Annotated in this window: 15 protein-coding genes and 1 pseudogene; 3 read left to right on the top strand and 13 right to left on the bottom strand. The window is 70.3% G+C overall.

Annotation, left to right across the window (positions count from 1 at the left end):
* Window positions 1–29 precede the first annotated feature (29 nt).
* Window positions 30–1,475 carry an N-acetylglucosamine/diacetylchitobiose ABC transporter substrate-binding protein gene (gene ngcE / locus ACZ66S_RS14965; RefSeq protein ID WP_469901933.1) on the bottom strand — a complete coding sequence of 482 codons (1,446 nt, stop codon included), beginning with the start codon at window positions 1,473–1,475 and terminating at the stop codon, window positions 30–32.
* 408 nt (window positions 1,476–1,883) lie between these two features.
* Between ngcE and ACZ66S_RS14960 the strand changes: the two genes are divergently transcribed.
* Window positions 1,884–5,615 carry a GH92 family glycosyl hydrolase gene (locus tag ACZ66S_RS14960; RefSeq protein ID WP_469902395.1) on the top strand — a complete coding sequence of 1,244 codons (3,732 nt, stop codon included), beginning with the start codon at window positions 1,884–1,886 and terminating at the stop codon, window positions 5,613–5,615.
* Between the two features lie 20 nt (window positions 5,616–5,635).
* A complete protein-coding gene (locus tag ACZ66S_RS14955) occupies window positions 5,636–7,579 on the top strand; it encodes an alpha-glucuronidase (protein WP_469901932.1) in 1,944 nt (647 codons plus the stop codon).
* On the opposite strand, the gene ACZ66S_RS14950 is transcribed toward ACZ66S_RS14955, so the two are convergent.
* From ACZ66S_RS14950 to ACZ66S_RS14925, 6 genes are all read right to left on the bottom strand, one after another.
* Window positions 7,573–9,582, bottom strand: coding sequence for a beta-galactosidase (locus ACZ66S_RS14950; protein ID WP_469901931.1), 2,010 nt, complete (start codon window positions 9,580–9,582; stop codon window positions 7,573–7,575). The genes ACZ66S_RS14955 and ACZ66S_RS14950 overlap by 7 nt on opposite strands.
* Window positions 9,579–10,205 carry a YesL family protein gene (locus tag ACZ66S_RS14945; protein ID WP_469902394.1) on the bottom strand — a complete coding sequence of 209 codons (627 nt, stop codon included), beginning with the start codon at window positions 10,203–10,205 and terminating at the stop codon, window positions 9,579–9,581. Before ACZ66S_RS14945 ends, ACZ66S_RS14950 begins: the two co-directional genes overlap by 4 nt.
* A gap of 344 nt (window positions 10,206–10,549) precedes the next feature.
* Window positions 10,550–12,064 (bottom strand): GH39 family glycosyl hydrolase, encoded by a 1,515-nt coding sequence (locus ACZ66S_RS14940; protein ID WP_469902393.1) that lies wholly within the window; start codon window positions 12,062–12,064, stop codon window positions 10,550–10,552.
* Window positions 12,064–13,719 (bottom strand): ABC transporter substrate-binding protein, encoded by a 1,656-nt coding sequence (locus ACZ66S_RS14935; RefSeq protein WP_469901930.1) that lies wholly within the window; start codon window positions 13,717–13,719, stop codon window positions 12,064–12,066. The genes ACZ66S_RS14940 and ACZ66S_RS14935 overlap by 1 nt, the downstream gene beginning before the upstream one ends.
* Before the next feature lie 36 nt (window positions 13,720–13,755).
* Entirely contained in the window at window positions 13,756–14,628 is an 873-nt protein-coding gene (locus tag ACZ66S_RS14930; RefSeq protein WP_469901929.1) for a carbohydrate ABC transporter permease, read from the bottom strand.
* On the bottom strand, window positions 14,622–15,602 hold the full coding sequence (locus tag ACZ66S_RS14925; RefSeq protein ID WP_469901928.1) for an ABC transporter permease: 981 nt from the start codon (window positions 15,600–15,602) through the stop codon (window positions 14,622–14,624). The genes ACZ66S_RS14930 and ACZ66S_RS14925 overlap by 7 nt, the downstream gene beginning before the upstream one ends.
* Window positions 15,603–15,805: 203 nt before the next feature.
* Between ACZ66S_RS14925 and ACZ66S_RS14920 the strand changes: the two genes are divergently transcribed.
* Window positions 15,806–16,810 carry an acetylxylan esterase gene (locus ACZ66S_RS14920; protein WP_469901927.1) on the top strand — a complete coding sequence of 335 codons (1,005 nt, stop codon included), beginning with the start codon at window positions 15,806–15,808 and terminating at the stop codon, window positions 16,808–16,810.
* On the opposite strand, the gene ACZ66S_RS14915 is transcribed toward ACZ66S_RS14920, so the two are convergent.
* The 6 genes and pseudogenes from ACZ66S_RS14915 to ACZ66S_RS14890 all read right to left on the bottom strand — a co-directional run bounded on the left by ACZ66S_RS14915 (window position 16,791) and on the right by ACZ66S_RS14890 (window position 25,197).
* The gene (locus ACZ66S_RS14915; RefSeq protein ID WP_469901926.1) at window positions 16,791–20,063 is read right to left on the bottom strand and encodes a GH92 family glycosyl hydrolase; all 3,273 of its coding nucleotides are present in this window, start codon (window positions 20,061–20,063) and stop codon (window positions 16,791–16,793) included. The two genes, ACZ66S_RS14920 and ACZ66S_RS14915, sit on opposite strands and share 20 nt — an antisense overlap.
* Before the next feature lie 376 nt (window positions 20,064–20,439).
* Window positions 20,440–21,504, bottom strand: a complete 1,065-nt coding sequence (locus tag ACZ66S_RS14910) for a lytic polysaccharide monooxygenase auxiliary activity family 9 protein (RefSeq protein WP_469901925.1) — start codon at window positions 21,502–21,504, stop codon at window positions 20,440–20,442.
* A gap of 302 nt (window positions 21,505–21,806) precedes the next feature.
* Window positions 21,807–22,355 (bottom strand): DUF1062 domain-containing protein, encoded by a 549-nt coding sequence (locus ACZ66S_RS14905; protein ID WP_469901924.1) that lies wholly within the window; start codon window positions 22,353–22,355, stop codon window positions 21,807–21,809.
* An 89-nt stretch (window positions 22,356–22,444) separates the two neighbouring features.
* Window positions 22,445–22,866: pseudogene (locus ACZ66S_RS14900) on the bottom strand (hypothetical protein); the annotation flags it as partial.
* An 82-nt stretch (window positions 22,867–22,948) separates the two neighbouring features.
* Window positions 22,949–24,475, bottom strand: coding sequence for a sensor histidine kinase (locus tag ACZ66S_RS14895; protein ID WP_469901923.1), 1,527 nt, complete (start codon window positions 24,473–24,475; stop codon window positions 22,949–22,951).
* Window positions 24,472–25,197: a response regulator transcription factor gene (locus tag ACZ66S_RS14890; RefSeq protein WP_469901922.1), complete on the bottom strand. Its 726-nt coding sequence runs from the start codon at window positions 25,195–25,197 to the stop codon at window positions 24,472–24,474. Before ACZ66S_RS14890 ends, ACZ66S_RS14895 begins: the two co-directional genes overlap by 4 nt.
* Window positions 25,198–25,274: the final 77 nt, after the last annotated feature.

Below are 25,274 nucleotides of genomic sequence, written 5' to 3'. Positions count from 1 at the left end.
GTGCTCCGGCCCGGGAAACGGCGTTGCGGTCAGTCCCGGTGGTTCTTCTTGGAGGCCGGGTCCTTGGCCTGCTTGTCGACCGCGGCCTGGGCCCGCTTCAGCCACTCCTTCGGCTGGATGCGCTTGGCCATCAGCTCGTTGGACGCGGCCTCGATGGCCGCTCCCATCTCGCTGTACCACTCGGTGTACAGGTAACGGAAGGTGTCGTCACCGGCCGCCTTGGAGGCCTCGACGGTGGACTGGGTGCCCGGGCGCAGCTTCACGCTCGGGTCCACGCCGTCCTTGAGGATGGTGAGGGAGTTCGCCTCCTTGGCGAAGAGGGTCGACCACTCCTTGGAGAGCATGCGGCGCATGAACTCCTTGGCGCCCGGGAGGTTGTTGGCCTTCGACGGGATGATGAAGGGCTCACCGGAACCGGCCCGGATCGCCTCGAAGGGCAGCGAGCTGTCGGGCAGCAGGGGCATCGGCATGAACTTCATGTCGAAGTCCGCGGGCGTCTGCTTGAGCTGCTCGTTCTCCAGCCAGGAACCGCAGGTGATGAAGGCGGCCTTGTACTGGTTCCAGCGGGTCTGGGACTCGGTGTGGGTCAGGCCGTTGGTGCCGGGCATCAACAGGCCCTTCTCGACCACCTCGTAGATCGCCTCGACGCCGGCCTGGGCCGCGTCCGAGCCGACGAAGGCCTTGGGGTCGAGGTTGTCGATCGCCTTCATGGCGTCCAGACCGCCCTTCTTGGCGATCAGGTCCATGATGGCGACGTTGATGTAGTACGGGTACTTGCCCTGGTGGGCCAGGCCGCCGATGCCCTGCTTCTTGGCGTCCTGGCAGACGGCGAGGAAGTCGTCCCAGGTCTTGGGCTCCTCCCAGCCCTTCTCCTTGAAGAGCTTGCCGGAGTACCACAGGCCCCAGACCGTGTAGATGTAGTTGAGGGCGACGACCTTGCCGCCCTGGAGACCCGCGTCGAGGGTCCCCGGGATGATGAGGTCGCGGACCTTCTTGCTCGGGTCGTCGATGGCGGGGGCGTCCAGGACCTCGGCGAGGTCGAGCAACTGCCCGTTCTTGTAGAGGACGTCGACCTTGATCTGCTGGGCGCCGGAGTCGTCGACGATGTCCGGCGGGTTGCCGGCGTTGAAGCGCGGCTGGAGCTTTCCGGTGATCTCCTGGGTGCCGGTGTGGGTGGAGGTGATCCCGAGCTTCTTCTGGAAGTCGGCCTCCCAGGCCTTGGCGTAGTCGTCGCCGTAGCCGCCCTTGAAGATCACGACGTCGAGCTTGCTGCCCTTCGCCGCGCCGAAGGGGTTGTCCTTCGAGGTCGTGCCCTTGGTGCTGTCGTCACTCGAATCGTCGCCGCCGCCGCTCGCGCAGGCGGAGAGGAAACCGGTCGCGGGAACAGCGGCCAGGCCGAGTGCGGCCGACCGCTTGATCAGATCGCGGCGGCCGACACCCGCGTCACCGTGGCTGTCTGCGGAAGTGGATCCCATGCTCAAGTCCTCGCCTTCTCCAGGACTCAGGCGGTGAACCGGATCCTCCCCGGCACCGCGGTCAGGTCAAGCAGGTTCGTGCAAGAGGGGTGAATCGCCGACAGGTATAGTCCACTTCCGGCCGAGTGAGCAAGATCGAATGCAATGTTGGCCATGGGTGTTTTCGAGTTGAGACCTCGCGGAAATATGAGCGCCCTGTGCGAAGCTTGCCGGAAAAATCCGCGACATAGGCCCCGAATGCCACACCCAACACCCTTGACATCCTTGTCCACTTGGGCCCCTACTGATCCTTGCACGGATTGTGTGACAACGTTGTCCGTCCTTGTGCAGGGAGGGAACTCGCCGATGGATCGGTACAGAACTCGGCTCAGACGGAGTACGGCGGTCGTGATCACGGCCGCCTTTTGCGTGACGGTGGGCTCGCAGGGCGCGGCGGTCGCCCTGCCCGAGGCCCCCGCCCCGGCCGACGAGGGGTTCGCCTCCTCCTTCGAGGCGGGAGAGCCGGCCCCCGACTGGCTCAGCACGGTCGACGGCGGCAGGGCGTCCGGCGTCGACGGCGGTTACCGCACCGGTATCCCGGGCAATGTCACCGACCGGGTCACCGACGTCCGGGCGAGCGCCGAGAACGCCTCCGGGGGCGAGGTGAAGGAGAACCTCGCCGACAGCGAGCCGAGCACCAAGTGGCTGGCCTTCGCGTCCACCGGCTGGGCGGAGTTCGACCTGGACAAGCCGGTGAAGGCGGTCACCTACGCGCTCACCTCGGCGAACGACGCCGACGAGCGCGACCCGAGGGACTGGACGCTCAAGGGCTCCACCGACGGCAAGGACTGGAAGACCCTCGACACCCGGGCGGGCGAGAGCTTCCCCGAGCGGTTCCAGACGAAGTCGTACGCCGTCCCGGCGGACGCCGTCGCCGAGTACCAGCACTTCCGGCTGGACATCACGGCGAACCACGGCGCGGGCATCGTCCAGCTCGCCGACGTGCAGTTCTCCACCGGGGAGAGCGACGGGCCGGTCCCGCCGGACATGCTCTCGCTGGTGGACCGCAGCCCGACCGGATCGCCCACCGCGAAGGCGGGCGCCGGGTTCACCGGAAAGAAGTCCCTGCGTTACGCCGGACGGCACACGGCCGAGGGCCGGGCCTACTCGTACAACAAGATCTTCGACGTGAACGTGCGGGTCGACAAGCTGACCCGGCTGTCGTACCGGATCTACCCGTCGATGGTGGACGGCGACCGGGACTACGACTCGACCAACACGGCGGTGGACCTCGCCTTCACCGACGGCACGTTCCTGAGCGACCTCGGGGCGCGTGACCAACACGGATTCACGCTCTCGCCACGGGGGCAGGGCGCCTCGAAGGCGCTCTACGTCAACCAGTGGAACAACGTCGCCGCGCGCATCGGATCGGTCGCGGCCGGCAAGACCGTCGACCGCATCCTCGTCGCCTACGACTCCCCGAGCGGGCCGGCGAAGTTCCGCGGCTGGCTGGACGACATCACGCTGGAGCGGGCCGCGCCCGAGCAGCCCAAGGCACATCTGGCCGACTACGCGCTGACCACCCGGGGCACCAACTCCAGCGGCGGCTTCTCGCGCGGCAACAACTTCCCGGCGACGGCCGTGCCGCACGGCTTCAACTTCTGGACGCCGGTGACCAACGCGTCCTCGCTGAGCTGGCTGTACGACTACGCACGTGCGAACAACGACGACAACCTGCCGACGATCCAGGCGTTCAGCGCGAGCCACGAGCCCAGCCCGTGGATGGGCGACCGGCAGACCTTCCAGGTGATGCCGTCGGCCGCCTCCGGCACCCCGGACACCGGCCGGGAGGCGCGCGAGCTGGCCTTCCGGCACGAGAACGAGACCGCCCGGCCGTATTACTACGGGGTGCGGTTCGAGAACGGGCTGAAGGCGGAGATGGCGCCGACCGACCACGCGGCGGCCCTGCGCTTCAGCTTCCCGGGCGACGACGCGAGCGTCCTCTTCGACAACGTCACCGACCAGGCCGGGCTCTCGCTCGACAAGGACGCGGGGGTGATCACCGGGTACTCGGACGTGAAGTCCGGGCTGTCGACCGGGGCCACCCGGCTCTTCGTCTACGGCGTCTTCGACAAGCCGGTGACGGACGGCTCGTCCAGCGGGGTCAAGGGGTACCTGCGCTTCGACGCCGGCGCCGACCGGACCGTCACGCTGCGGCTGGCGACCTCGCTGATCAGCCTCGACCAGGCCAAGGACAACCTGCGCCAGGAGATCCCGGACGGCACCTCCTTCGAGAAGGTCCGGGACCTCGCCCGCGGGCAGTGGGACCGGATCCTCGGCAAGGTCGAGGTGGAGGGCGCCACGCAGGACCAGCTCACCACGCTGTACTCCAGCCTGTACCGGCTGTACCTGTACCCCAACTCCGGCTTCGAGAAGGTGGGTTCGAAGTACCAGTACGCGTCGCCGTTCTCCCCGATGCCGTCCCCCGACACCCCGACGCACACCGGGGCGAAGATCGTGGACGGCAAGGTGTACGTCAACAACGGCTTCTGGGACACCTACCGGACCACGTGGCCCGCGTACTCGCTGCTGACGCCCTCGCAGGCGGGCGAGATGGTGGACGGGTTCGTCCAGCAGTACAAGGACGGCGGCTGGACCTCGCGCTGGTCCTCGCCCGGCTACGCCGACCTGATGACCGGCACGTCCTCGGACGTGGCCTTCGCGGACGCATACGTCAAGGGCGTCGACTTCGACGCGAAGTCGGCGTACGACGCGGCCCTGAAGAACGCCACGGTCGCGCCCCCGTCCTCCGGTGTGGGCCGCAAGGGCATGGAGACCTCGCCCTTCCTCGGCTACACCAGCACCGACACCCACGAGGGCCTGTCCTGGGCGCTGGAGGGCTACCTCAACGACTACGGCATCGCCCGCATGGGCCAGGCGCTCTACGCGAAGACCGGTGAGAAGCGCTACAAGGAGGAGTCGGAGTACTTCCTCAACCGGGCCCGGGACTACGTGAACCTCTTCGACACGAAGGCGGGCTTCTTCCAGGGCCGGGACGCCGACGGCAAGTGGCGGGTGGACTCGTCGAGTTACGACCCGCGGGTGTGGGGCTACGACTACACCGAGACCAACGGCTGGGGGTACGCCTTCACCGCCCCGCAGGACAGCCGGGGCCTCGCCAACCTGTACGGCGGCCGATCCGGGCTCGCCGAGAAGCTGGACGAGTACTTCGCGACGCCCGAGACGGCCGCGCCGGAGTTCGTCGGCTCCTACGGCGGGGTCATCCACGAGATGACCGAGGCGCGGGACGTCCGGATGGGCATGTACGGCCACTCCAACCAGGTCGCCCACCACGTCAACTACATGTACGACGCGGCGGGCCAGCCCTGGAAGACGCAGAGGAACGTCCGTGAGGTGCTGTCGCGCCTGTACGTCGGCAGCGAGATCGGGCAGGGCTACCACGGCGACGAGGACAACGGCGAGCAGTCGGCCTGGTACCTGTTCTCGGCCCTGGGCTTCTACCCGCTGGTGATGGGAAGCGGCGAGTACGCCGTCGGCTCCCCGCTGTTCACCAAGGCCACGGTCCATCTGGAGAACGGCCGGGACCTGGTGGTCAGGGCCCCGGAGAACAGTGCGCGGAACGTGTACGTGCAGGGCCTGAAGGTCAACGGCAAGCCCTGGAAGTCGACTTCGCTCCCCCACTCGGTCCTGGCCAAGGGTGCCGTCCTCGACTTCGACATGGGCTCGCGGCCGTCCAAGTGGGGCACGGGGAAGAACGCGGCCCCCGTGTCGATCACCCAGGACGACGAGGTGCCGACGCCGCGTGCGGACGTGCTCTCCGGTGACGGGGCGCTGTTCGACAACACGTCGGCCACGGACGCGACCGTGACCTCGGTGGACCTTCCGGTGTCCGGCGAGGTCAAGGGGGTCCAGTACACGCTGACCTCGTCGTCGGACCGTACGAAGGCGCCGACCGGCTGGACGCTCCAGGGCTCGGACGACGGGACCACGTGGAAGACCCTCGACCGGCGGTCCGGGGAGACCTTCGCGTGGGACCGGCAGACACGGGCGTTCACCGTGAGGTCCGCGGGTACGTACGGGAAGTACCGTCTCGTCCTCGACGGTGAGGCGGTGGTCGCGGAAGTCGAACTGCTCGCCTGAGCAGACGCGTTGGGGGTCTCATGCAGGGTGTCGATCCGGCCTGGCTGCCGGACGGGGCGTTCCGGCCGATCGGCACCCGGCGGACCCTGATCCGCGGTTCGGGTCCCCTGGTGGACACGGTCCGCGGTGAGGTGGCCGCGGCCCGCGAGCGGTTCGGAGGAACCGTCTCGCGTGAACCCGGCGCCCCTGACCTGGTGTTGGAGCTGGCCGGCGACGACGGCTCCGAGGGGTTCGTGCACGGACGCCGTGACGGCTGTACGACCGTCACGGCGTCCGGCGCGCGCGGGCTGCTGTACGGGTTCTTCCATGTGGTCCGGCTCGGGGAGGCGGCGTTCCACGGCGAGGCTCAACCTGCCCTCCATCAGCCCCAGTTGGCTCTGCGCATGCTCGACCACTGGGACAACGTGGCCGTGCACCCGGTGATGGGCCAGGTGGAGCGCGGGTACGCCGGCGGGTCGCTGTTCTGGGCGGACGGGCGGGCGCGCGGGGACCTGGAGCGGGTGCGGGCGTACGGCAGGCTGCTCGCCGCCTGCGGGATCAACGCCGTGGCCGTCAACAACGTCAACGTGCACGCGGCCGAGGCGCGGCTGCTGACCGACCGGATCGGTGAAGTGGCCGCCATCGCGGGGACGTTGCGGCCGTACGGGATCCGGGTCCATCTGTCGGTGACCTTCGCCGCGCCGCTGGTGCTGGGCGGGCTGCCCACGGCCGATCCGCTGGACGCGTCGGTGCGGGCGTGGTGGGCGGAGACGACCGCCCGGGTGTACGCGGCGATTCCCGACTTCGGCGGGTTCGTGGTGAAGGCCGACTCCGAGGGGCAGCCGGGCCCGTTCGCGTACGGGCGCTCGCATGCCGACGGGGCCAACATGCTGGCCGCCGCTCTGGAGCCGTACGGCGGTACGGTCCACTGGCGGGCCTTCGTCTACGACCACCGCCAGGACTGGCGGGACCGCTCGACCGACCGGGCGCGGGCCGCGTACGACCATTTCGTGCCGCTGGACGGGGAGTTCGCGGACAACGCCGTCCTCCAGGTCAAGCACGGGCCGATGGACTTCCAGGTGCGGGAGCCGGTCTCCCCGCTGATCGGGGCGATGCCGGGCACGCGGCTGGCGGTGGAGCTCCAGGCGACGCAGGAGTACACCGGGCAGCAGCGGCACGTGTGCTGGCTGGGGCCGATGTGGAGCGAGGTGCTGCGCTTCGGGATCGGCGGCGGGTCCACGGTCGGCGAGCTGGCGCGCGGCGGGCTCGTCGCGGTGTCCAACGTCGGGGACGACCCGTTCTGGACCGGTCATCCGCTGGCGCAGGCCAACCTGTACACGTTCGGACGGCTGGCCTGGGATCCGGGCGCCGATCCGGGCCGGGTCCTCGACGAGTGGATCGGGCTCACCTTCGGGGGCGAGCCGAGGCTCACCGCGGGTCTGCGCTCGGTCCTGGGCGGTTCGTGGCGGACGTACGAGAAGTACACCGCTCCCCTCGGCGTCGGGTTCATGGTCCAGCCGGGGCACCACTACGGGCCCGGCGTCGACGGCTACGAGTACAGCCCGTGGGGCACCTACCACTTCGCCGACCGTGACGGCGTCGGAGTCGACCGGAGCGTGGCGACCGGGACCGGGTACGCCGGGCAGTACGCCAAGCCCTGGGCCGAGGTGTACGAGTCGGTGGAGACCTGCCCGGACGAGCTGCTGCTGTTCTTCCACCACGTGGCGTACGGGCACAGGCTGAAGAGCGGCAAGACGGTGATCCAGCACATCTACGACACACACTTCGAGGGTGTGGCGGAGGTGGAGGCGGCCCGGGAGGTGTGGGCCTCGCTGGCGGGTCTCGTGGCCCCGGAGCGCCACGCACGGGTGACGGAGCGGTTCGAGGAGCAGCTCCGCAGCGCCCGCGAGTGGCGTGATCAGGTGAACAGCTACTTCTTCCGGAAGTCGGGCGTGCCGGACGAGCGGGGGCGGACGATCTACTGAAGCCGCAGGACCGCCACGCCTCCCGGGTCGAGGGTCAGGGGGGCGCCGACCTCGGTCCGTCTGCCGGTGAGCAGGTCGGTGGCGGTGGAGTGGGCCTTCAACTCCGCGTTCTGCTCGGAGTGGTTGAGGAGGAAGAGCAGGCGGGTGCCGTCGGGGGCGACCCGGGTGGCCGTCTCCAGGCCCTCGTGGCCGGCGTAGGGGCCGACGAGGTCGTGGCGGGCCAGGACGCGGCGGACCACCTGGTCGACGCCCGGCTGGTCGAGGGCGGTGGCGACGTACCAGCCCTCGCCCCGCCCGTGGGCGTTGCGGGTGACGGCGGGCGTCCCCGCGTAGAAGTCGGAGCCGTAGGTGGCGACCGCCTCGGCGCCCCGGAGCCGCACGATCTCGAAGACGAGCCGTCCCCGCGAGGCCAGTTCGGGGACGGGCTGGGCGAACTCCGGTGGACGGGCGTCCCATTCGTCGATCCGGATGCCCATGAGGGGGGCGAGGGGGCCGGGGACGTCGGAGAGGAAGGCCCGGTCGTGTATGTCGACGCGGCCGGAGAGGAAGGTGGCGAGGACCGTGCCGCCGCGTTCCGCCACCGCTTCGAGGCGGGGGGCGAGGTCGCCCTTGACCATGTGCAGGGCGGGGGCGAGGACCACGTCGTACGGGGTGAGGTCGGCGGTGCGGGGGACGACGTCCACGTCTGCGCCGGCCTCGCGGGCGGCCCGGTAGTAGGCGTGGACCACCTCCTGATATCGGACCAGGCGCGAGGGGCCGTCGGAGATCTCCAGGGCCCACCAGCTCTCCCAGTCGAAGACCACGGCGGTGCGGGCGGGGGTGCGGGCGCCCAGGGAGACGTCACCCAGGAGCTCCAACTCCGCGCCCAGTGCGGCGACTTCCCGGAAGACGCGGGTGTCGTCGCGGCCCGCGTGGCCGATGACCGCTCCGTGGTACTTCTCGCAGGCTCCCCGTGAGGCGCGCATCTGGAAGTACAGGGCCGCGTCGGCGCCGTGCGCGATCGCCTGGAAGGTGGCCAGGCGCAGCTCCCCCGGTCTGCGCAGCGGGTTGACGTCCCGGCAGGCCGTCGTGGACGGGGTCTGCTCCATCAGCCAGAAGGGGGCGCCGTCCTTGAGGCCGCGCATCAGGTCGTGGGCCAGGGCGGGCCAGGTCGGCGGGGCGTCGAGGGGCGGGTAGCTGTCCCAGGAGGCGAAGTCGAGGTGGGGCGCCCAGCGGTGGTAGTCGAGGGGGCGAAACATGCCCATGAAGTTGGTCGTGACGGGGGTGACCGGGTCATGGGAGCGGATCACCTCCTTCTCGGCGAGGAAGCAGCCGAGCAGCGCGTCGGTGGTGAAGCGGAGGTAGTCGAGCGTGATGCCCTGGAAGGCGGTGTGGTCGGGGCCCCGCCAGTGCTCGGTGAGGGCGCTCGGCGGCTCGATCTCCGCGAAGTCGATGTAGCGGTGCGACCAGAAGGTCGTCCACCAGGCGTCGTTGAGGGCGTCGAGCGTGCCGTACCGGTCCCGCAGCCAGTCCCGGAAGGCGTCGGCGCACAGCTCGCAGTAACAGAGCCCGCCGTACTCGTTGTTGATGTGCCAGGCGAGCAGCGCGGGGTGGTCCGCGTACCGTTCGGCGAGCCGGTCCGCCATCGCGGTGGCGAGTCCGCGGTACGCCGGTGAGCTGGGGCAGAAGTTGTGGCGCTGGCCGTAGCGGTGCCGGCGGCCCTCGAAGTCGGTGCGGTTGACCTCGGGGTACCTGTGCGCGAGCCAGGGCGGGAGGGCCGCGGTGCCGGTGGCCAGGCAGACCCGCCGGTTCTCGGCCGCAGCCCGGTCGAGTACGCCGTCGAGGACGGTGAAGTCGTAGGTGTCCTCGGCGGGTTGGGTGAGGGACCAGGAGAAGACGCCCACGGTGAGGGTGTCGATGCCGGCCCGGTCGAACAGCCGGTGGTCGGCGTCCCAGACCTCCTCCGGCCACTGCTCGGGGTTGTAGTCGCCGCCGTAGGGGATTTTGGAGCTCGACGGGGTCATGCGGTGAAGTCCTCCTGGGTCTCGGCGATCACCGGGCCGCTGCTGTGCAGCAGGGACAGCAGCATCGGGGCGGCCAGCAGGGCGGGCAGGGCCTCGGTCAGCGCGGCGGTCCCGGCGGCCGTCAGGACGAGCAGCGAGGCGGCGCCGAGGCCGGCGCGGCGGTGGCGGAACAGGAAGTAGCCGGCGAGGCGTGCGGTGTCCCGCGCCCGGAAGGTGAACAGGGCGGTGAGGACGAGCGCGTGCGCGCCCCACAGCAGCGATCCGACGCCGACGGCCGCGAGCAGTACGGCCCACCAGGTGGGCAGGCCGGTGGCGGCGAAGTGGGTGAGGGTGAAGGCGATGACCGTGAGCCAGGCCAGCAGGGGTGTCCAGAGCTTCAGGACGGGGACGGCGTTGAGCCGCCAGCCGCGCCAGTAGGAGCGGGCGGGGTGGAGGTCGGTGAGGTCGCGGTCGCGGTGGTGGAGGGCGTACAGGGCGGCGGCCGTGGCCGGGCCGAGGGGCAGCAGGCAGACCGCGGCGAGCGGAAGGTTGGCGGGGGCGGGGCCCAGCAGGAGCAGACCCGCGAGCCCTGGGGAGGCGGCGACGAGGAGCAGGACCTCGACGGTGACGAGGGTGTGGATCAGGGCCGCGGCGCGGGAGAGGGCCCCGGTGCCGAAGGATGCGGCTGCGGGGGGCCCGGGGGCCTCCGGTCGGCGGGGCCCGGCCGGTGGGCGGCGTGCGGGGGTCCCGGTCCGTTCGTCGCGGACCGCGGCCGTACCGCCCGGTCCGGCCACGCGCACCGCGGGCCACGTCCCCGACCGGGCCGCGCGTCCGGTCGACACGGGGGTGGCCGACGCGGGAGCGGCCGAAGCGGGAACGGCCGACGCGGGAACGGGCGACGCGGGAACGGGCGACGCGGGAACGGGCGGGGTGTCGTGCGTCCCCGCCCGGCTGCGACCGGTGGTCGCCGGCGTCCGGCTGACCCCGCTCACTCCGGCCGCCTTCCCAGCAGTCGGCGTTCGTCCCACCATTCCGGGGCCTCCTCCACGACCGGGCTCACCTCGACGAGCGTGATCTCGTGGCGGGCCAGGGTCAGGTCCAGTACGGTCCGGTCCTCCTCGACGGGCAGCCGCAGGTGCTGTCGGCCGGGCTCGGCGGCCTCGTGGAGGACGTCGAGCTGGTGCCGGGCGGGTGAGCGCGGGCTGCCCATCCGCTGCCAGGCCGTGCGGGCGTTGCCGTGCTCCTCGTCGACCACGGACCGCCGTACGAACGCCTCCCGGGCGCCCGGCAGCGGTACGGACAGGCGCAGCCGGTGCCGGTCCGGGCCGGGTGTCCGGCCGCTCGCGTCGACGGGTGCCCAGGCCAGGACGGTCACCCGGCCGTCGGGGTACCGGGTGACCAGGTGGTCGGCGCCGCGGGTGAGCAGGTCGGGGCCCATGCGGGCCATGAAGGCGTAGAGGTGATACGTCGGTTTCCGCACCTGTCGGTGGGTGAGCAGACCGAAGCCGCCGTGGAAGAGCGCGGTCGGCGGGCCGGCCTCCTCGAACATGTCGCTGAAGGTCCAGTACGAGAAGGAGTCGACGTGGTCGCCGCCGCGGGCGAGGACCGGTGCCAGGTAGGCCGCGTGGAAGGCGGTGTCGTGGACCGGGTTGTCGGGCCGGTAGGAGGAGTTGAACTCTGTGATGTGCACGGGCAGTCCGGCGAGCCGGGTGCCCTTCAGCCGTGCGCGGGGCGTGGCGAACTGGTCCAGGAGGTGCTCGGCGGGTGCCAGGGTCTGGTGGACGCCGAAAGGGACGTGCTGGGCGGGGCCCGAGGTGTAGGCGTGCTTGGACACGAAGTCGACCGGGACACCGCGCTGTTCGGCGAACTCGGCGAAGCGGTCCAGCCACTCGTCCGCGCCCGGTGAGATCGCGGGACCGCCGACCTGGAGGTCCGGGTCCACGTCCTTCACCGCGGCGGCCGTCACCTCGTAGAGGCGGTGGTACGCCTTCTCGTCCGCACCCTGCCAGAAGTCGGGCAGGTTGGGTTCGTTCCACACCTCGACGGGCCAGCCCCGCACCTCGTCGAGGCCGTACCGGTCGACGAGGTGGGTGAGGGTCGCCCTGACCAGGGCGGCCCACTCCTTGTACGAGCGGGGCGGGGTGACGTTGCCCTGCCACCAGAACACGGTCTGCCGTGCCGACGCCAACCCCTCGGGCATGAAGCCGAGTTCGAGGAAGGGGCGGATCCCGAGCTCCAGGTAGGCGTCGACGACCTGGTCGACGTACGTGAAGGAGTGCCGGACCCCGCGCACGCCCTCGGGCCACTCGTACGGCCGGTGCACGCCCATGCCGTCGCTCAGCAGCCCGTGCCCCCGGATGTACCGGAAACCGATCTCGCGCTGGAGGAGTCGCAGGGAGTCCTGGTAGTCGCGGCGCAGGGCGAGTTCGATCCTGCCGGTGCCCACGCAATGGCGCCACGCCCCGGACAGGCGGCCCGAGGGTTCGACGGGGACGCGGAGGATCACCCGTTCTCCTTCTTGAACCGCTCGTAGGCCTTGTTGTGCAGGTCGACGAGTTGCTGCATGTTCTTCGCCTTCGACTCGGCGACGAACGCGTCCCATTCGGACATCGGGCGCTTGCCGAGCACGAACTGGAGGGTGTTCTGGATGGCGTGGTCCTTGAGCGGGGTGTCCCACAGGGTCGCCTGCTCCTGCTCGAAGGACTGGAGCGGGTGGGCCGGGTCGACGGGAAGCTCCTTGCGCTGGGACATGACGTCCTGGAACTTCTTCTCGTCGGGGCTGAAGTTGGAGGACACCAGCTCCCAGCTACCGCCGTAGGTGAACACGCCGTTGAAGAAGCCGTAGTCCTTCTGGAGGTCCTTCGGGGCGTCGGGATCGGAGCCCATCAGCGATATCCCGGGCTTCAGCGTGTACGTGCCGCCGGACTCGGTGTACGTGACGCCCTCGACGCCCCACTTGCAGAACTTCTGGCCCTCGTCGGAGTACCAGAGCCAGTCCACGAACTGCATCATCGCGACGAAGTCGGCGCTCTTGAGGGCCCTGCTGGAGATCATGACGCCGTTCTCCAGCCGGATGCCGCTCAGCAGGATGGGGCCGGCCGGGCCGAGCGGCACCGGGACCATCTCGATCCTCGCGCCCTTGACCTGCTTGCCCAGGTTGTAGCGGTAGTTCTGCACCAGCTCCTGCGGATTGGCGCTGATCGCGTAGGACTTCTCGGCCAGCAGCTTCTGCACGGCCTGGTCGTCCTGCTGGGTGAAGCTCTCGGGGTCGAGGAGCTTCTCGGCGACGATCTTTCTCAGGTACTCGATCATCTGCCGGTAGGCGTCCTGGGTCGCGGTGAAGACGAACTTCTGTGCCTTGGTGTCGAAGGAGATGTTGTCGTAGTTCCAGCCCGCCTTGACGCCGTACGCCTGGCCCAGGTAGTTGAACAACGCCCCGCACGGGAACGGGGTGTTGGTGCTCCATCGGTCGGTCCAGGGGTACTTGTCGGGGTACTCGGCCCTGAGCACCTTGAGGACGTCGTACACCTCGTCCCATGTCGTGGGCAGGGACAGTCCGTGCCGGTCGAGGACGTCCGTGCGGAACGACAGCGAGTAGCCCGACCGGGGTTTCTCGTGCAGGCCCGGCAGCAGGTAGTATTTGCCGTCGGACTGGCGGATGGAGTCGAGTTCGGGCTCCAGGTGCCACTTCCTCACCTTGTCCCGGAAGTTGGGCATCAGGTGCACGTAGTCGCTGACGGGCAGGATCGCGCCCGACGAGACGAACGCGACCTCGGAGGGGTGGTACGTCTTGGGGATGATGAAGGGGGCGTCGCCCGCGCCGATGAGGACGCTGCGCTTCTTCTCGTAGTCGGCCAGGGGGACGTCGAGCGGCTCGACGGTGACCCCGGTGCGCCGGGTGACCTCCTTCCAGAACAGCCAGTTCTTCTTGAGCGGGTAGACCGGGTTGTCGTTGTGCAGCAGGGAGAAGGACAGCGCCTTGGTGGCCTTGAACCGCTGGCCCGCCCGGTACTCCTTCATCGCGCCGTTCTGCTTCTTGGCAAGGTCCTTGGAGTCGCCTCCGTCGTCGCCGCTGCCGCAGCCGGTGAGACCGGCGAGTCCGATGAATCCGGCGGCCGCCAGGATCTGACGCCGTGACAGCGATCCGGTGTTCTCCACGGAGACTCCTTTGGTCCGTTGGGATGTGACGGAAAGTCAGCCCTTGACCGCGCCGAGCATCACACCCGAGACGAAGTAGCGCTGGACGAACGGGTACACGCAGATGATCGGCAGCGCGGTGAGCACGATCGTGACCGCCTGGATGCTCGCCCCGACCTGGCTGAGCTCCGCGGTGCCGGCGCCCGCGTTGCCGCCCCCGGTGGCCCCGGCGATGAGGTTGCGCAGATAGACGGTGACCGGCATCAGGTCGGAGTGGTCCATGTAGAGGAACGCGCTGAACCAGGAGTTCCAGAAGGACACCGTGTAGAAGAGCACCATGGTCGCCACGACCGCCTTCGACAGCGGCAGCACGACCCGGAAGAGGATGCCGTAGGTGCTCAGGCCGTCGATCTGCGCGGCCTCCTCCAGTTCGGTGGGCAGGCTCTCGAAGAAGGCCTTCATCACCAGCAGGTTGAAGACGCTGATCGCGTTCGGCAGCGCGATGGCCCAGACGCTGTTCTTCAGCCCGAGCTCGGTGACCAGGATGTAGTTCGGGATCAGGCCGCCGGTGAAGAACATCGTGAACACGGCGATGCCGACGAGCACCCCGCGCCCCCTGAGGTGCCTCTTCGACAGGACGTAGGCGTAACAGGTCGTCAGGACCATGGCCACGGCGGTGGAGACGACCGTGTAGAGGACGGTGTTGCCGTAGTTCCGCCAGAACATCGAGTCCTGGAAGACGATCCGGTACGTGGTGAGGTTGCACCCCTTGGGCCACAGGGTGACTTCACCGGCGCGGATCTGCCGTTCCCCGCTGAAGGACCGCGCGACGATGTTGACGAAGGGGTACAGGGTCACGATCACCACGAGGGAGAGGACGACCCCGTTGACGCCCTGGAAGACCCGGTAGGAGCGGCTCGGCCTCACCACAGGCTGGTTCCCACCGTGCGGCGCGAGAGCGTGTTGGCGGAGGTGATGAGGACCAGGCCGATGATCGCCTCGAACAGTCCGATCGCGGCCGCGTAGCTGAAGCTGTTGGACTCGACGCCGGCCCGGTAGACGTACGTCGAGATCACGTCGGCGGTCGGGTACGTCAGCGGGTTGTACAGCAGCAGGACCTTCTCGAAGCCGACCGCCATGAACGTGCCGACGTTGAGGATCAGCAGCGTGATCATGGTGGGGCGGATGCCGGGCAGGGTGACGTGCCAGATCTGCTTCCAGCGGTTGGCGCCGTCGATGCGCGCGGCCTCGTACAGGTCCTCGTCGATGGTGGTGAGCGCGGCGAGGTAGAGGATGGTGCCCCAGCCGGCGGTCTGCCAGATCTCCGAGCCGACGTAGATCGTGCGGAACCAGCCGGGTTCCTGGATGAAGCGGATCTCGTCGTGGCCGAACCAGCCGAGGGCGTGGTTGACCGGCCCGTCGGTGGCGAGCATCTGAAGCGTGAGGCCCGCGACGATCACGATCGACAGGAAGTGCGGGAGGTACGACACCGACTGCACGAACCGCTTCAGGGAGCGCCGGCGGACCTCGTTGAGCAGGAGGGCGAGCACGATCGGGACGGGGAAGCAGAACACCAGGGTGAGTCCGCCGAGCCACAGGGTGTTGCGGAACACCTGCCAGAAGGTCGGGTCGCTGAGGAACATGCGCACATAGCGCAGGCCCACCCAGTCCTCGCCGAACATCGAGCCGCCGGGCTCGAAGCGCCGGAAGGCGATCACGTTGCCGATCATCGGCAGGTAGCGGAAGACCAGGAAGAACAGCAGCGGCAGGACGGCCAGCGAGTAGAGCTGCCAGTCACGGCGCAGGGTCCGGCGCCATCCGCTGCGCCGCACGGGACGGGTGGGGGCCGCGCGCCGGGCTTCGGCGCTGGACGGTGGAGAGGCCGACTTGACGGATGTGCTCATGCTCGGTCCTCTCAGACGGAGACATGGAACCGAAACTTTCGAGCTCTTACCGGTAACTTCGCGGCAACTTAAAGGGAGCGAGAAAGCGCTGTCAATGGGGCAGGCAGCAGATACCCGGGGCAGCGGCGGGGTAGAACAGGGAGGCCGAATCCCGGCCCCCTCCGCAAGTTTCACTACTTGGACCGACTCATGCGAGGTGTCCCGTGCCTGCGTTCGATCTGCCCGTCGCGGAGCTGGAGCACTACCGTCCCGATGTCCAGGAACCCCCGGATTTCGACGAGTTCTGGCGTGACACCCTGAAAGAGGGCGCGCAGACCGACGTGTTGGCGTCGGTGCGCCCGGTGGGGAACGGACTGCGGCTGACGCGGACCTGGGACATCACCTTCCGCGGCTTCGGCGGCGATCCGGTGCGCGCCTGGTACAGCAGACCCGCCCAGGTGCCCGGGCCGCTGCCCGCGGTCGTCGAGTACGCCGGCTACGGCCGGGGGCGCGGACTCCCCCACGAACGGCTGACCTGGGTGAACGCGGGATACGCGCATCTGCTGATGGACAACCGCGGCCAGGGCGACCAGTACGGCAACGGCGGCGCGACCCCCGACCCGCACGCCTCGGCGCCGGGCGGCCCGGGTCCCGCGGTACGGGGTCTGCTCGACCCGCGCGCCTCGCACTACCGACGGCTGATCACGGACGCGGTGCGTGCCGTCGCGGCGGTGCGGGCGCTGCCGGACGTGGACGGCGAACGCGTCGCGGCCGTCGGCAACAGCCAGGGCGGCGGGCTGGCGCTGGCCGTCGCGGGACTGGTGCCCGACCTGGCGGCCGCCTTGGTCACCGCGCCCTTCCTGTGCGGCATCCGGCGCGCCCTGGACCTGACCGACGCGAGTCCGTACGGCGAGATCGGCGCGTATCTCTCCGTGCACCGGGGCGTGGAGGAGGCCGCGTACCGCACGCTGTCGTACCTGGAGGGCGTCTCGTTCGCGCGGCGCGCTGCCGCACCGGCCCACTTCGGGACCGGGCTGCGCGACACGGTGTGCCCGCCGAGCGGGGCGTACGCGGCCTTCAACCGCTACGGCGAACTGAGCGGCGTGGACCCCCTGAAGGAGATCCACGCCTACCCCTACAACGGCCACGAGGGCGGCGACGCGGTGCACGTGCGCCGCCAACTCGACTGGTTGGCCGCTCTGTTGGGGGTCAGTCGGTCGCCAGCGTGAACACGTGCAGGTCCGTGTTCCGCGGCAGCGTCACGCTCGCGATCTTCTTGCCCTCCGGCGCCGAGAACGGCTTCGTGGCGAAGACGTACGTGGCCACCGGGTCCCGGTCCGCGCCCGCCACGTTGCGGTAGGCGGCGCGGGCGACGACCTCGTTGCCGTACTGGACGGTGCCGCCGCCTCCCCCGACGGTCCAGTCGGTGAAGGCGAGTTCGACCGTGCCGGTGCTGCCGTCGGTGTACGTGACGCCGGCCTGGGTCTGCTGGTTGCCGTTGACCGCGCTGCCGACGAACGACAACCGGCCGACCGGCGACTCCAGTTGGAGGGTCCGGCCGGATCCCGTGGCGTTGTCGGGGCGGCCGCTCGGCGAGTTCGGCCAGGTGAAGGCAAGGCCGCCCACCGTGCCCTGCTTGCCCGGGGCGAGGCCGACCGCCTCCAGCGCCTGGCGGGAGTAGCTCCAGCCGCCGCCGTCGTAGTCGGCCTCGTCGTGGTCGCCCGAGTCGTCCGAGATCCCGGTGTTGTCGTACGCGGCGAGCAGGGAGCCGGGCGCGGCCACGGTGAGGGACACCGGCTGCTCGTACGCGGTGCCGTCCGAGGTGACGGCGACCGTGACGTCGTAGAACCCCTGCGCGGTGCCCTCGGTGGTGCTCAGGGTGATCTCCTGGGAGCCGTCGGACACGGTGCCCTCGGCGGGGCTCGCGGTGATGCCTTCCGGGGTCTCGACGCGGAAGCGGACCTCGGGGCCCGTGCCGTCGCCGCTCATCGACAGCGCGCGGACCCCGACCTTGGTGCTGCCGCCCGGGGCCAGGGTCGCCGCGGTCGGCCCGACGCCGATCTGGTACGGCTGCTCGCCCGCGCGGAAGGACGGCGGGGCCGCGTCCGCTCCCCAGGCCGGGGCGGGCTCGGTGGAGAGGCTGTAGTCGAGCCGGCCCCCGTCCCGCACGAAGGACGCGGGCAGCCAAGCCGCCTGACTGGCACGGCCGTTCACCTTGAGGGAGTGGACGTACGGGGCGTCGCCGGCCGCTCCCTCGGCGCGGACGGAGATGTCGTTGCCGGTGGGCCGGTCGATCTCGATCCGCGGGAACAGCGGCGAGGAGAGGACGAGTTCGGACCGGGACGGCACCTGCGGGTACATGCCGAGGGCGGAGAAGACGTACCAGGAGGACATCGCACCGAGGTCGTCGTTGCCGGGGATGCCGCCGGGCCGGGTCGACCAGAGCTGCCGCATGGCGGCGCGGACGGTCTCCTGCGTCTTGTACGGAGCGCCCGCGTAGGCGTACAGGTAGGGGACGTTGATCGACGGCTCGTTGTCCAGCTCGGACTTGTCGCCGCCGTTGCCGGTGAAGGCCCAGTCGCCCTTGTCGTCGTGGAAGAAGGAGTCGAGGCGGTCGAGGGCCTTGGCGCGGCCGCCCATCGCGGCGAACAGGCCGGCAGGGTCGTGCTGGACCATCCAGGTGTACTGGGCCGCGGTCCCCTCGACGAAGCCGTTGCCGGTGCCGGGGGTGAAGCCGGTGACCCAACTGCCGTCCGCCTTGCGGTTGGCGATGTACCCGCCGGTCGGGTCGGCGGCGATGTTGAAGTTGTTCTGCCACCACTGGGATCTCTTGGTGAAGTCCGCCGCCGTGTCCTTCTCCCCTGCCGCGCGGGACAGTTGGGAGAGGGCGAAGTCGGCGCCGGACATCTCCAGGGTCTCGGCGGCGCCGCCCCAGGCGTTGGATACGGACGGCATGTAGTGCAGCTTCAGGTACTTGTCGAGGGAGGGGCGTTGACCGACGGACAGCACCGGCTTCCCGGCCGACGACAGGTCCTGTTCGGTGGGCACGGTGGCGGCCTGCACGAGGGAGTCCAGCGCGCCGCGCAGATCGAAGTCCGTACCGCCGAAGGCCCGGATGCCGGCCAGCGCGATGGGTGAGGGGTCGCCGTTCATGACGTGGGTGCCGCTCGCGCCGTGCAGCCAGCGGTCCCAGACGCCGCCGTTCTGCCGGGCCAGTTCGTACAGGGACTGCGCCACGTCAGAGCCGGTGCGCGCGTCGAGCAGGGTCAGCAACTGCACCTGGCCGCGGTAGACGTCCCAGCCGGAGAAGGTGCCGTACTGGGCGCGGTGGCCGCGGGCGACGGTGTGCACCTTGTCGTCGCTGCCCCGGTACCGCCCGTCGGCGTCTCTGATGACGTTGGGGTGCAGGAGGGCGTGGTAGAGCGCGGTGTAGAAGGTGGTGCGCTCGTCCTCGGTGCCGCCGCCGACGCGGATCGCCCGCAGCCGCTCACGCCAGGCGCGGCGAGCCGCGTCGCGCACGGCATCGAAGGAGCGCCCGCGCGGGTTCTCCGCGGCGAGGTTGGCCTCGGCGCCCGCCCGGCTGACGTACGAGATCCCGATGCGGACGCCGACCTGCTCGGTGCCGGGTGCGAACCGGACGTATCCGCCGGCCCCCTTGCCCGCGACGGGCTGCCCGCCCTGGGAGAAGCCGCCCGTGCCGCCGGATGCCTTGACGGACCCGGGGGCGAGCCTGTCGTCCTGCCAGGTGCCGGTGGCCGCGAAGGGACGGTCGAAGTGGGCCGTGAAGTGCAGGGTGTAGTAGGCCTTTTGGCCTTCCGGGTCGAGGTAGCCGCAGAAGTTGCCGGAGGTGACCGAGCCGGAGACCGTCCGGGTCGCCGGGTCGATCTCGACCGTCGAATCGGTCGAGCCCACCTCGGAGTTGGCGGTGCGGACCAGCAGCGAGGCGGGCTTGTCGGCCGGGTAGGTGAACCGTGCCGAGCCGGTGCGGGCGGTGGCGGCGAGGTCGGCGGTGACGCCGGAGGCGAGACCCACCTTGTAGTGGCCGGGTTCCGCGGTCTCGTCGGCATGGCTGAAGTCGGACGCGTACACGGCGTCCTTGGTGTCGCTCGCCGGGGACGAGGTGACCTCGCCGGCGAACGGGAAGAGCGGGATGTCGCCGCTGCCGCCCGCGCAGCCCGTGCCGGACATGTGGGTGAGGCTGAAGCCGCGGACGCGGGTGGCGCCGTACAGGTAGCCGCCGGGGGCGGCGGTGCGTGTCGCGTCGCCGCGGGTGTTCTCGGGGCTGAAGGAGAACATGCCGAACGGGGTGACGGCGCCGGGAAAGACGTTGCCGCCGTTCTCCGTGCCGATGAGCGGGTTCACATAGGCGGTCGGGTCGCCGACGAGACCGGGTGGCGAAGCGGCGGGTGCCGCGAGGGCGGGTGTGGCGCCGGTGGCCGCGAGAACGGCCGCCAGCAGCAGGGACGTAGGACGGAAACGCATGACGCGGCCCCTCCATCTTCGGACGGGTCGCGCACCACAGGTCGCACAAGCCGCAGGGACAGTAACGTGCGCCACGGGTATCACGGAAGGGTGCGTACCACGGACGGGACGCGCGAGGCCGTCGCCCGGGCGGTCCAGCCTTTTCCCCAACCTATTTGACATCGTTGTCCGTTGGCGGGGTAGAGTCATGTACAGACCACTCGACAACGTTGTCGCGCGTCGCGTCGTCACAAGCCATGCACCATCCGCGTCGGTCACCACCCCCCTGCGCCGACACGGCTCGCGGACCCGGTGGCGCACAGCCCCACCGGGTCCGCCCTGAGCGGAAGGTCCGAGCGTGTTCTGACGGCGGCGAGCGTGTTCCGACGACGGTGACTCAGCCGACCCGGCAGGGAAGGGTCGTGGCCGTGTCACCCCCGGAGCCGGTCACGACGTATCCGAACGTCGCGCTCTGCCCCGGACTGAGCGAGCCGTTCCAGTTGGCGTTGTGGACCATCACGTCCTGGCCGGTGTAGGTGGCGTTGCCGTTCCAGAGGCTGTCGACCTTCTGGCCGCTCGGGAGGGACCAGTCGACCATCCAGCCCAGCATCGGGACGTCACCGGAGTTGGTGACGGTCACCTCGGACTGGTAGCCGCCGCTCCAACTGCCCGTCGTCCTACGGGTGGCCGTGCAGGTGCCGGGCACCGGCTCGGTCGGGTTGCCCGGCTCGTGGATGCCGGTGACCTCGCCGTTGCCGCCGTCGAAGACGACGTCGGAGCAGGAGTAGAAGGTCTCCGCGCTGTCGGAACGCTGCCAGACCATGTAGATGATGTGGCGGCCGGACTTGCCGGCCGGAAGCTGGCCGGTCCAGGAGTAGTTGGCCTCGACCGTGCCCGGGCTGCCGTTGAGCGGCGGGTGGTCGACGCTGAGGAACGGCTGGGCCTCCATGTCGTCCCAGGTGAGGGTCTTCTTCGGGTCGAAGCCGTCCTTGGTGACGTAGACGTAGAACCAACCCGGGTGTGCGGCCCAGGCGTTGTAGGAGAAGTCGACGGTCCTGCCCGCGGTGAGGTGGGTGAGCGGCCAGTCGTCGCGGGGGGCGTTGAAGCCGGTGAAGTTGGTGTTGCCGCCGCTGCAGAGCTCGCCGTCCGGCACGAAGCCGCGGGTGCGGCCGGCGCCGTCCGAGCGGAGCACGGAGAACCAGTTGTAGAACGGGGTGGTGCCGCTGACCGCCTGCGCGTTCTTGCAGGCCGGGTTGACCGGCTTGATCTCACCGGTGTCGGTCAGTGCGTCCTGCCAGCACAGGAAGGTGCGGCTGGCGGGTTTCATCGGGGTGCCGTGGGCCTCGGCCCTGCCGCCGGCCGTGAGGACCAGGCTGAGGGCGGGGATGGTGGCCAGGAGGGAGACGAGGACAAGGAAGAGGGCTCTGGGGCGGGTCACCCTCGATAATTTTGTCAGGATCATGACAATCCAGTCCGTTCCTTGAGGGTACGGGCCGTGCGGGTGTCTGGGTGCCGTGGGACGGGTGCGGTGCGGGTTCGTTGCCGTGGGATGGGAGCGGCATGCGGGCGGGTTCCGGTCCGTCCGCATGGGAGCGCTCCCACCCCACGTGTTGCGGAAGGTAGCGCGAAGTGGGGCGGGTGTAAACAGGGGGCGGGGGTTTGGGGGCGGGGGTCGGGGGCGGGCGGGGGACCTTCCTCACTCCTCGGGGACGGCCTGTCGGCACCTGGGGCCCAGTCAGGTGGGCCCCAAGTGCCGTGCTGGGCTCAGCGTTTCAGTGTGAACGTGAACGCGTCGGAGAGCCTGGAGTTCAGTCGGACCGCCGAGACCAGTCGGCCCTCGGTGATCAGTCGCTCGACCTCGGCCCGGGAGAGGCCGCAGCCTTCGGCGATCAGGCGTACCGGACGGACCGGGATGCGTGCCGTGAAGCGGACCGAGACATCGATCACCTCACGGTCCAGATGGTCCGATCCGCCGGTGTCGAGACGCCAGGCGCCGGCCCAGTCCAGGGCGGTGCGGTTGCGGCGCCGCACGGCCGGGTCCTGGAGCAACTCTGCCGCGAGAGCAGGGGCGTTGGCGTGCATCCGGTCCAGCAGTTCAGGTCGTACGGAACGCACGTGCGCCCGCTCCAGGACGGCGAGCTTCGCCGTTTCCCCGCAGCCGGTGCAGAGCACGAGGAGCCATGCGTCGAGGAGCTTGTGGTTCGCGTTGACACGGAACTTGCCGTTGGGCCGGAAGCGTTCCGACCCGCATGTGTGGCAGCGGCGGAGGACGAGCGGCAGGCAGGTGGGCATGACCACCCAGTTGGTGAGCACAGAAGTACACCGGTTTCAGTGAGAAGACCGCAGCAAAAAGCAGCGCGGCGCACAGGTGCGACGCGCGACCGATCAGCGCTTGGGGGGTCTCACACGGTGTACAACGGCACGTCCTTGCCTGGGCGACTGGGTCCGGCAGCACGGTAATGGCGTACGGCGGCGTTGATCCACTGGTTTTCGGCGACGGTGGCGGAGGCCGGCGGAGGCGCTGCACCCCCGTCATGCCGGGCCTTGGGCCCCCTCACTCGACATCCGTCCCCATCCCCATCCCCGCCTGCCACGCCCCCGGCCGCATCCCTGTCGCCGAGGAGCCGTTCGGCCTCCAGGACGAGCCGGTCGACGAGTACGCCTTCGCTCTGTGGCCGGTGGCCTGCTGCACGGCTCTCGAGAGGGTGCGGGGCGCGTACCCCAGTTCCCGGGCGTAGTGCCCGGCGTCGTGATGCTCGCGGAAGTGCGCTTCGACGGCGGAGCGGAACAGCCGGAACACCGGGTGGGCGGGCGGGACTTCGGCGCTCCGGCCTCGGCGGTGGCCGGGGTAAGTCGCCGTCACCGTACGGGACTTCGTCGTCGTACGGAACACGCGGGAAAGGGCGTCACACCGGTGCCCCGTTCCCGGAGACCGCCCGCTTCTCCACCCCCGTCTCCAGGGCCGCCGGGAGGTCGATCGTGAACTCGGTGCGGCCCGGGACGCTGTTGACCTGGATGCGGCCTCCGTGGGCCGCCGAGATCGCCGCCGCGATGGCCAGGCCCAGGCCCGATCCGCCCGAGCCGGCGTCGGCGCGGGAGCGGGAGGTGTCCGCCCGGGTGAAGCGTTCGAAGACCGTGGGGAGGAGGGCCGGGGGGATGCCGGGGCCGTTGTCGCGGACGCGGATCACGCAGCGCCCGTCCGCGGACTCCACCGACGCCGTCACCCGCGTACCGGCCGGTGTGTGCATCCTCGCGTTGGCCAGGAGGTTGGCCACGACCTGGTGCAGCCGGGCCTCGTCCCCGATCACCGACACCGGTGCGTCCAGGCTCAGTTCGAGCTGCCAGTCGTGGCCGCCGCCCGCCGCCCGCGCGTCCCACACGGCCTCCGCGACCAGGGCCGCCAGGTCCACCTCCGCGGAGTGCAGGGGGCGGCCCTCGTCGAGCCGGGCGAGCAGGAGCAGGTCCTCCACGAGGCCCGTCATGCGGGCCGACTCGGCCGAGACGCGACGCCAGGCCAGAACCGGCTCGACGCGGTCCGTGCCGCGGTTCATCAACTCGGCGTACCCGGCGATCGAGGCGAGCGGGGTCCGCAGTTCGTGGCTGGCGTCGGCCAGGAAGCGCCGCATGCGTTCCTCGCTGCGCCGCATCCGCTCCTCGCCGCGCTGCCGCTCGGCGAGGGAGGACTCCACGTGGTCGAGGAGGTGGTTGAGCGCGGCGCCGACCTGGCCGGCCTCGCTGCCGGGGTCGGTGTCGCGCTCGGGCACCCGGGTCAGGGCGGTGACCTCGCCGCGTCCGAGCGGGGCGCGGGAGACCTCGGCGGCGGTCGCGGCGACCCGGCCGAGGGGGCGCAGTTGCCGTCGTATGACCACCGCGCACACGCAGCCGGCTACGGCGAGTCCGGCCACCGCGACGCCCGCCTCGATCAGCACGAGTCCGCTGATCGTGTCCTGGACGTCGTCCATGGGCAGGCCGGCCAGGACCCGGACGTCCCCGTCGACGCGGACGGTGACCCGGTAGGTGCCGAGGCCCGGCACGGTCCGGGTGTGCGTCGCCCCGTCCGCCCCGATCCCGGCCAGGGCGGTGCGCTGGTCGGTGCTGAGTTCGCGGGTCGGGGCGTCCTGGACGACGACGGCCGCGGAGACGATGGCGCCGTCCTCGTCGAGCCGGGCGGAGAGCATCCCCGCGGGCTGTCCGCTCTCCTGCAGGAAGGTCAGGTCGTCCCCGAGGCCGGGGTGCAACGAGGCGCCGCCCAGGGCCCGTTCGGCGGTGTTGCGGACACGGTCGTCCAAGCTGCCCATCAGGTAGGCGTGTTGGAAGAGGGTCGTGGCCAGGCCCATCGCGACACAGACGACGACGAGCGTGGCGCTGACGAAGACGAGCAGGCGGGTGCGGAGGGACCGGGAGCGCATCCTCGTGCGCGGGCGCCGGCTCATCTCCCGTCCTCCGCGGCCCTGATGGCGTAGCCGAGGCCGCGCACGGTGTGGATCATCGGTGCCCGCCCTCTGTCGATCTTGCGGCGCAGGTTGGAGATGTAGACCTCGACGAGGTTGCCGCCCCCGTCGAAGGAGCCGGTCCAGACGTGGTCGAGGATCTGTGCCTTGCTCAGGACCTGGCGCGGGTGCCCGAGCAGCAGACTGAGCAGGTCGAACTCCTTCGCGGTGAGCTGGACGGGCACGCCCGCCCGGCGCACTTCGCGGGTGTCCCCGGTCAGGACCAGGTCGCCGAGGACCCGCACGGAGTCGTCGGTGCGGCCGCGCCCGGACCCGGCCCGGCGCAGCAGTCCGCGCAGCCGCAGGACGACCTCCTCCAGCGAGAACGGCTTGGTGACGTAGTCGTCGGCGCCGGCCTCCAGACCGTCGAGCCGGTGTTCCAGGGAGTCGCGGGCGGTGAGCATGAGGACGGGCAGTGCCGGGTTCTCAAAGCGCAGCCGGCGCAGCACCTGGAGGCCGTCCAGGTCGGGCAGCATGCCGTCGAGCACGACGGCGTGGGGTGCGCAACTGCGGGCCGTACGAAGGGCGCTGCGCCCGTCGAGCACCGGGTAGGGGCGCCAGCCCGCCTCGGTGACGGCGACGGACAGCACTTCGTTGAGCGCGGGCTCGTCGTCGACGATGAGCACGCGTACGTGGCCGGTTCGGGACCCGGTTGCGCCAGTCATGTACCGATCGTGTCCCCGGCCGCTGAGGGAACCCTGTGTTCCACCTGAGGGTGGGTGATGACCGGCGAAGGCGGGGG

It is taken from the genome of Streptomyces sp. NPDC107471 (assembly GCF_055582845.1).
This window is presented reverse-complemented; position numbering and strand designations above follow the sequence as displayed.

Bases quoted from the DNA above. Each gene is read 5' to 3' on its own strand.
- ACZ66S_RS14890 (WP_469901922.1), bottom strand. From the start codon at position 25,197: ATGACTGGCGCAACCGGGTCCCGAACCGGCCACGTACGCGTGCTCATC.
- ACZ66S_RS14895 (WP_469901923.1), bottom strand. From the start codon at position 24,475: ATGAGCCGGCGCCCGCGCACGAGGATGCGCTCCCGGTCCCTCCGCACC.
- ACZ66S_RS14915 (WP_469901926.1), bottom strand. From the start codon at position 20,063: ATGCGTTTCCGTCCTACGTCCCTGCTGCTGGCGGCCGTTCTCGCGGCC.
- ACZ66S_RS14925 (WP_469901928.1), bottom strand. From the start codon at position 15,602: ATGAGCACATCCGTCAAGTCGGCCTCTCCACCGTCCAGCGCCGAAGCC.
- ngcE (WP_469901933.1), bottom strand. From the start codon at position 1,475: ATGGGATCCACTTCCGCAGACAGCCACGGTGACGCGGGTGTCGGCCGC.
- ACZ66S_RS14955 (WP_469901932.1), top strand. From the start codon at position 5,636: ATGCAGGGTGTCGATCCGGCCTGGCTGCCGGACGGGGCGTTCCGGCCG.
- ACZ66S_RS14910 (WP_469901925.1), bottom strand. From the start codon at position 21,504: ATGATCCTGACAAAATTATCGAGGGTGACCCGCCCCAGAGCCCTCTTC.
- ACZ66S_RS14950 (WP_469901931.1), bottom strand. From the start codon at position 9,582: ATGACCCCGTCGAGCTCCAAAATCCCCTACGGCGGCGACTACAACCCC.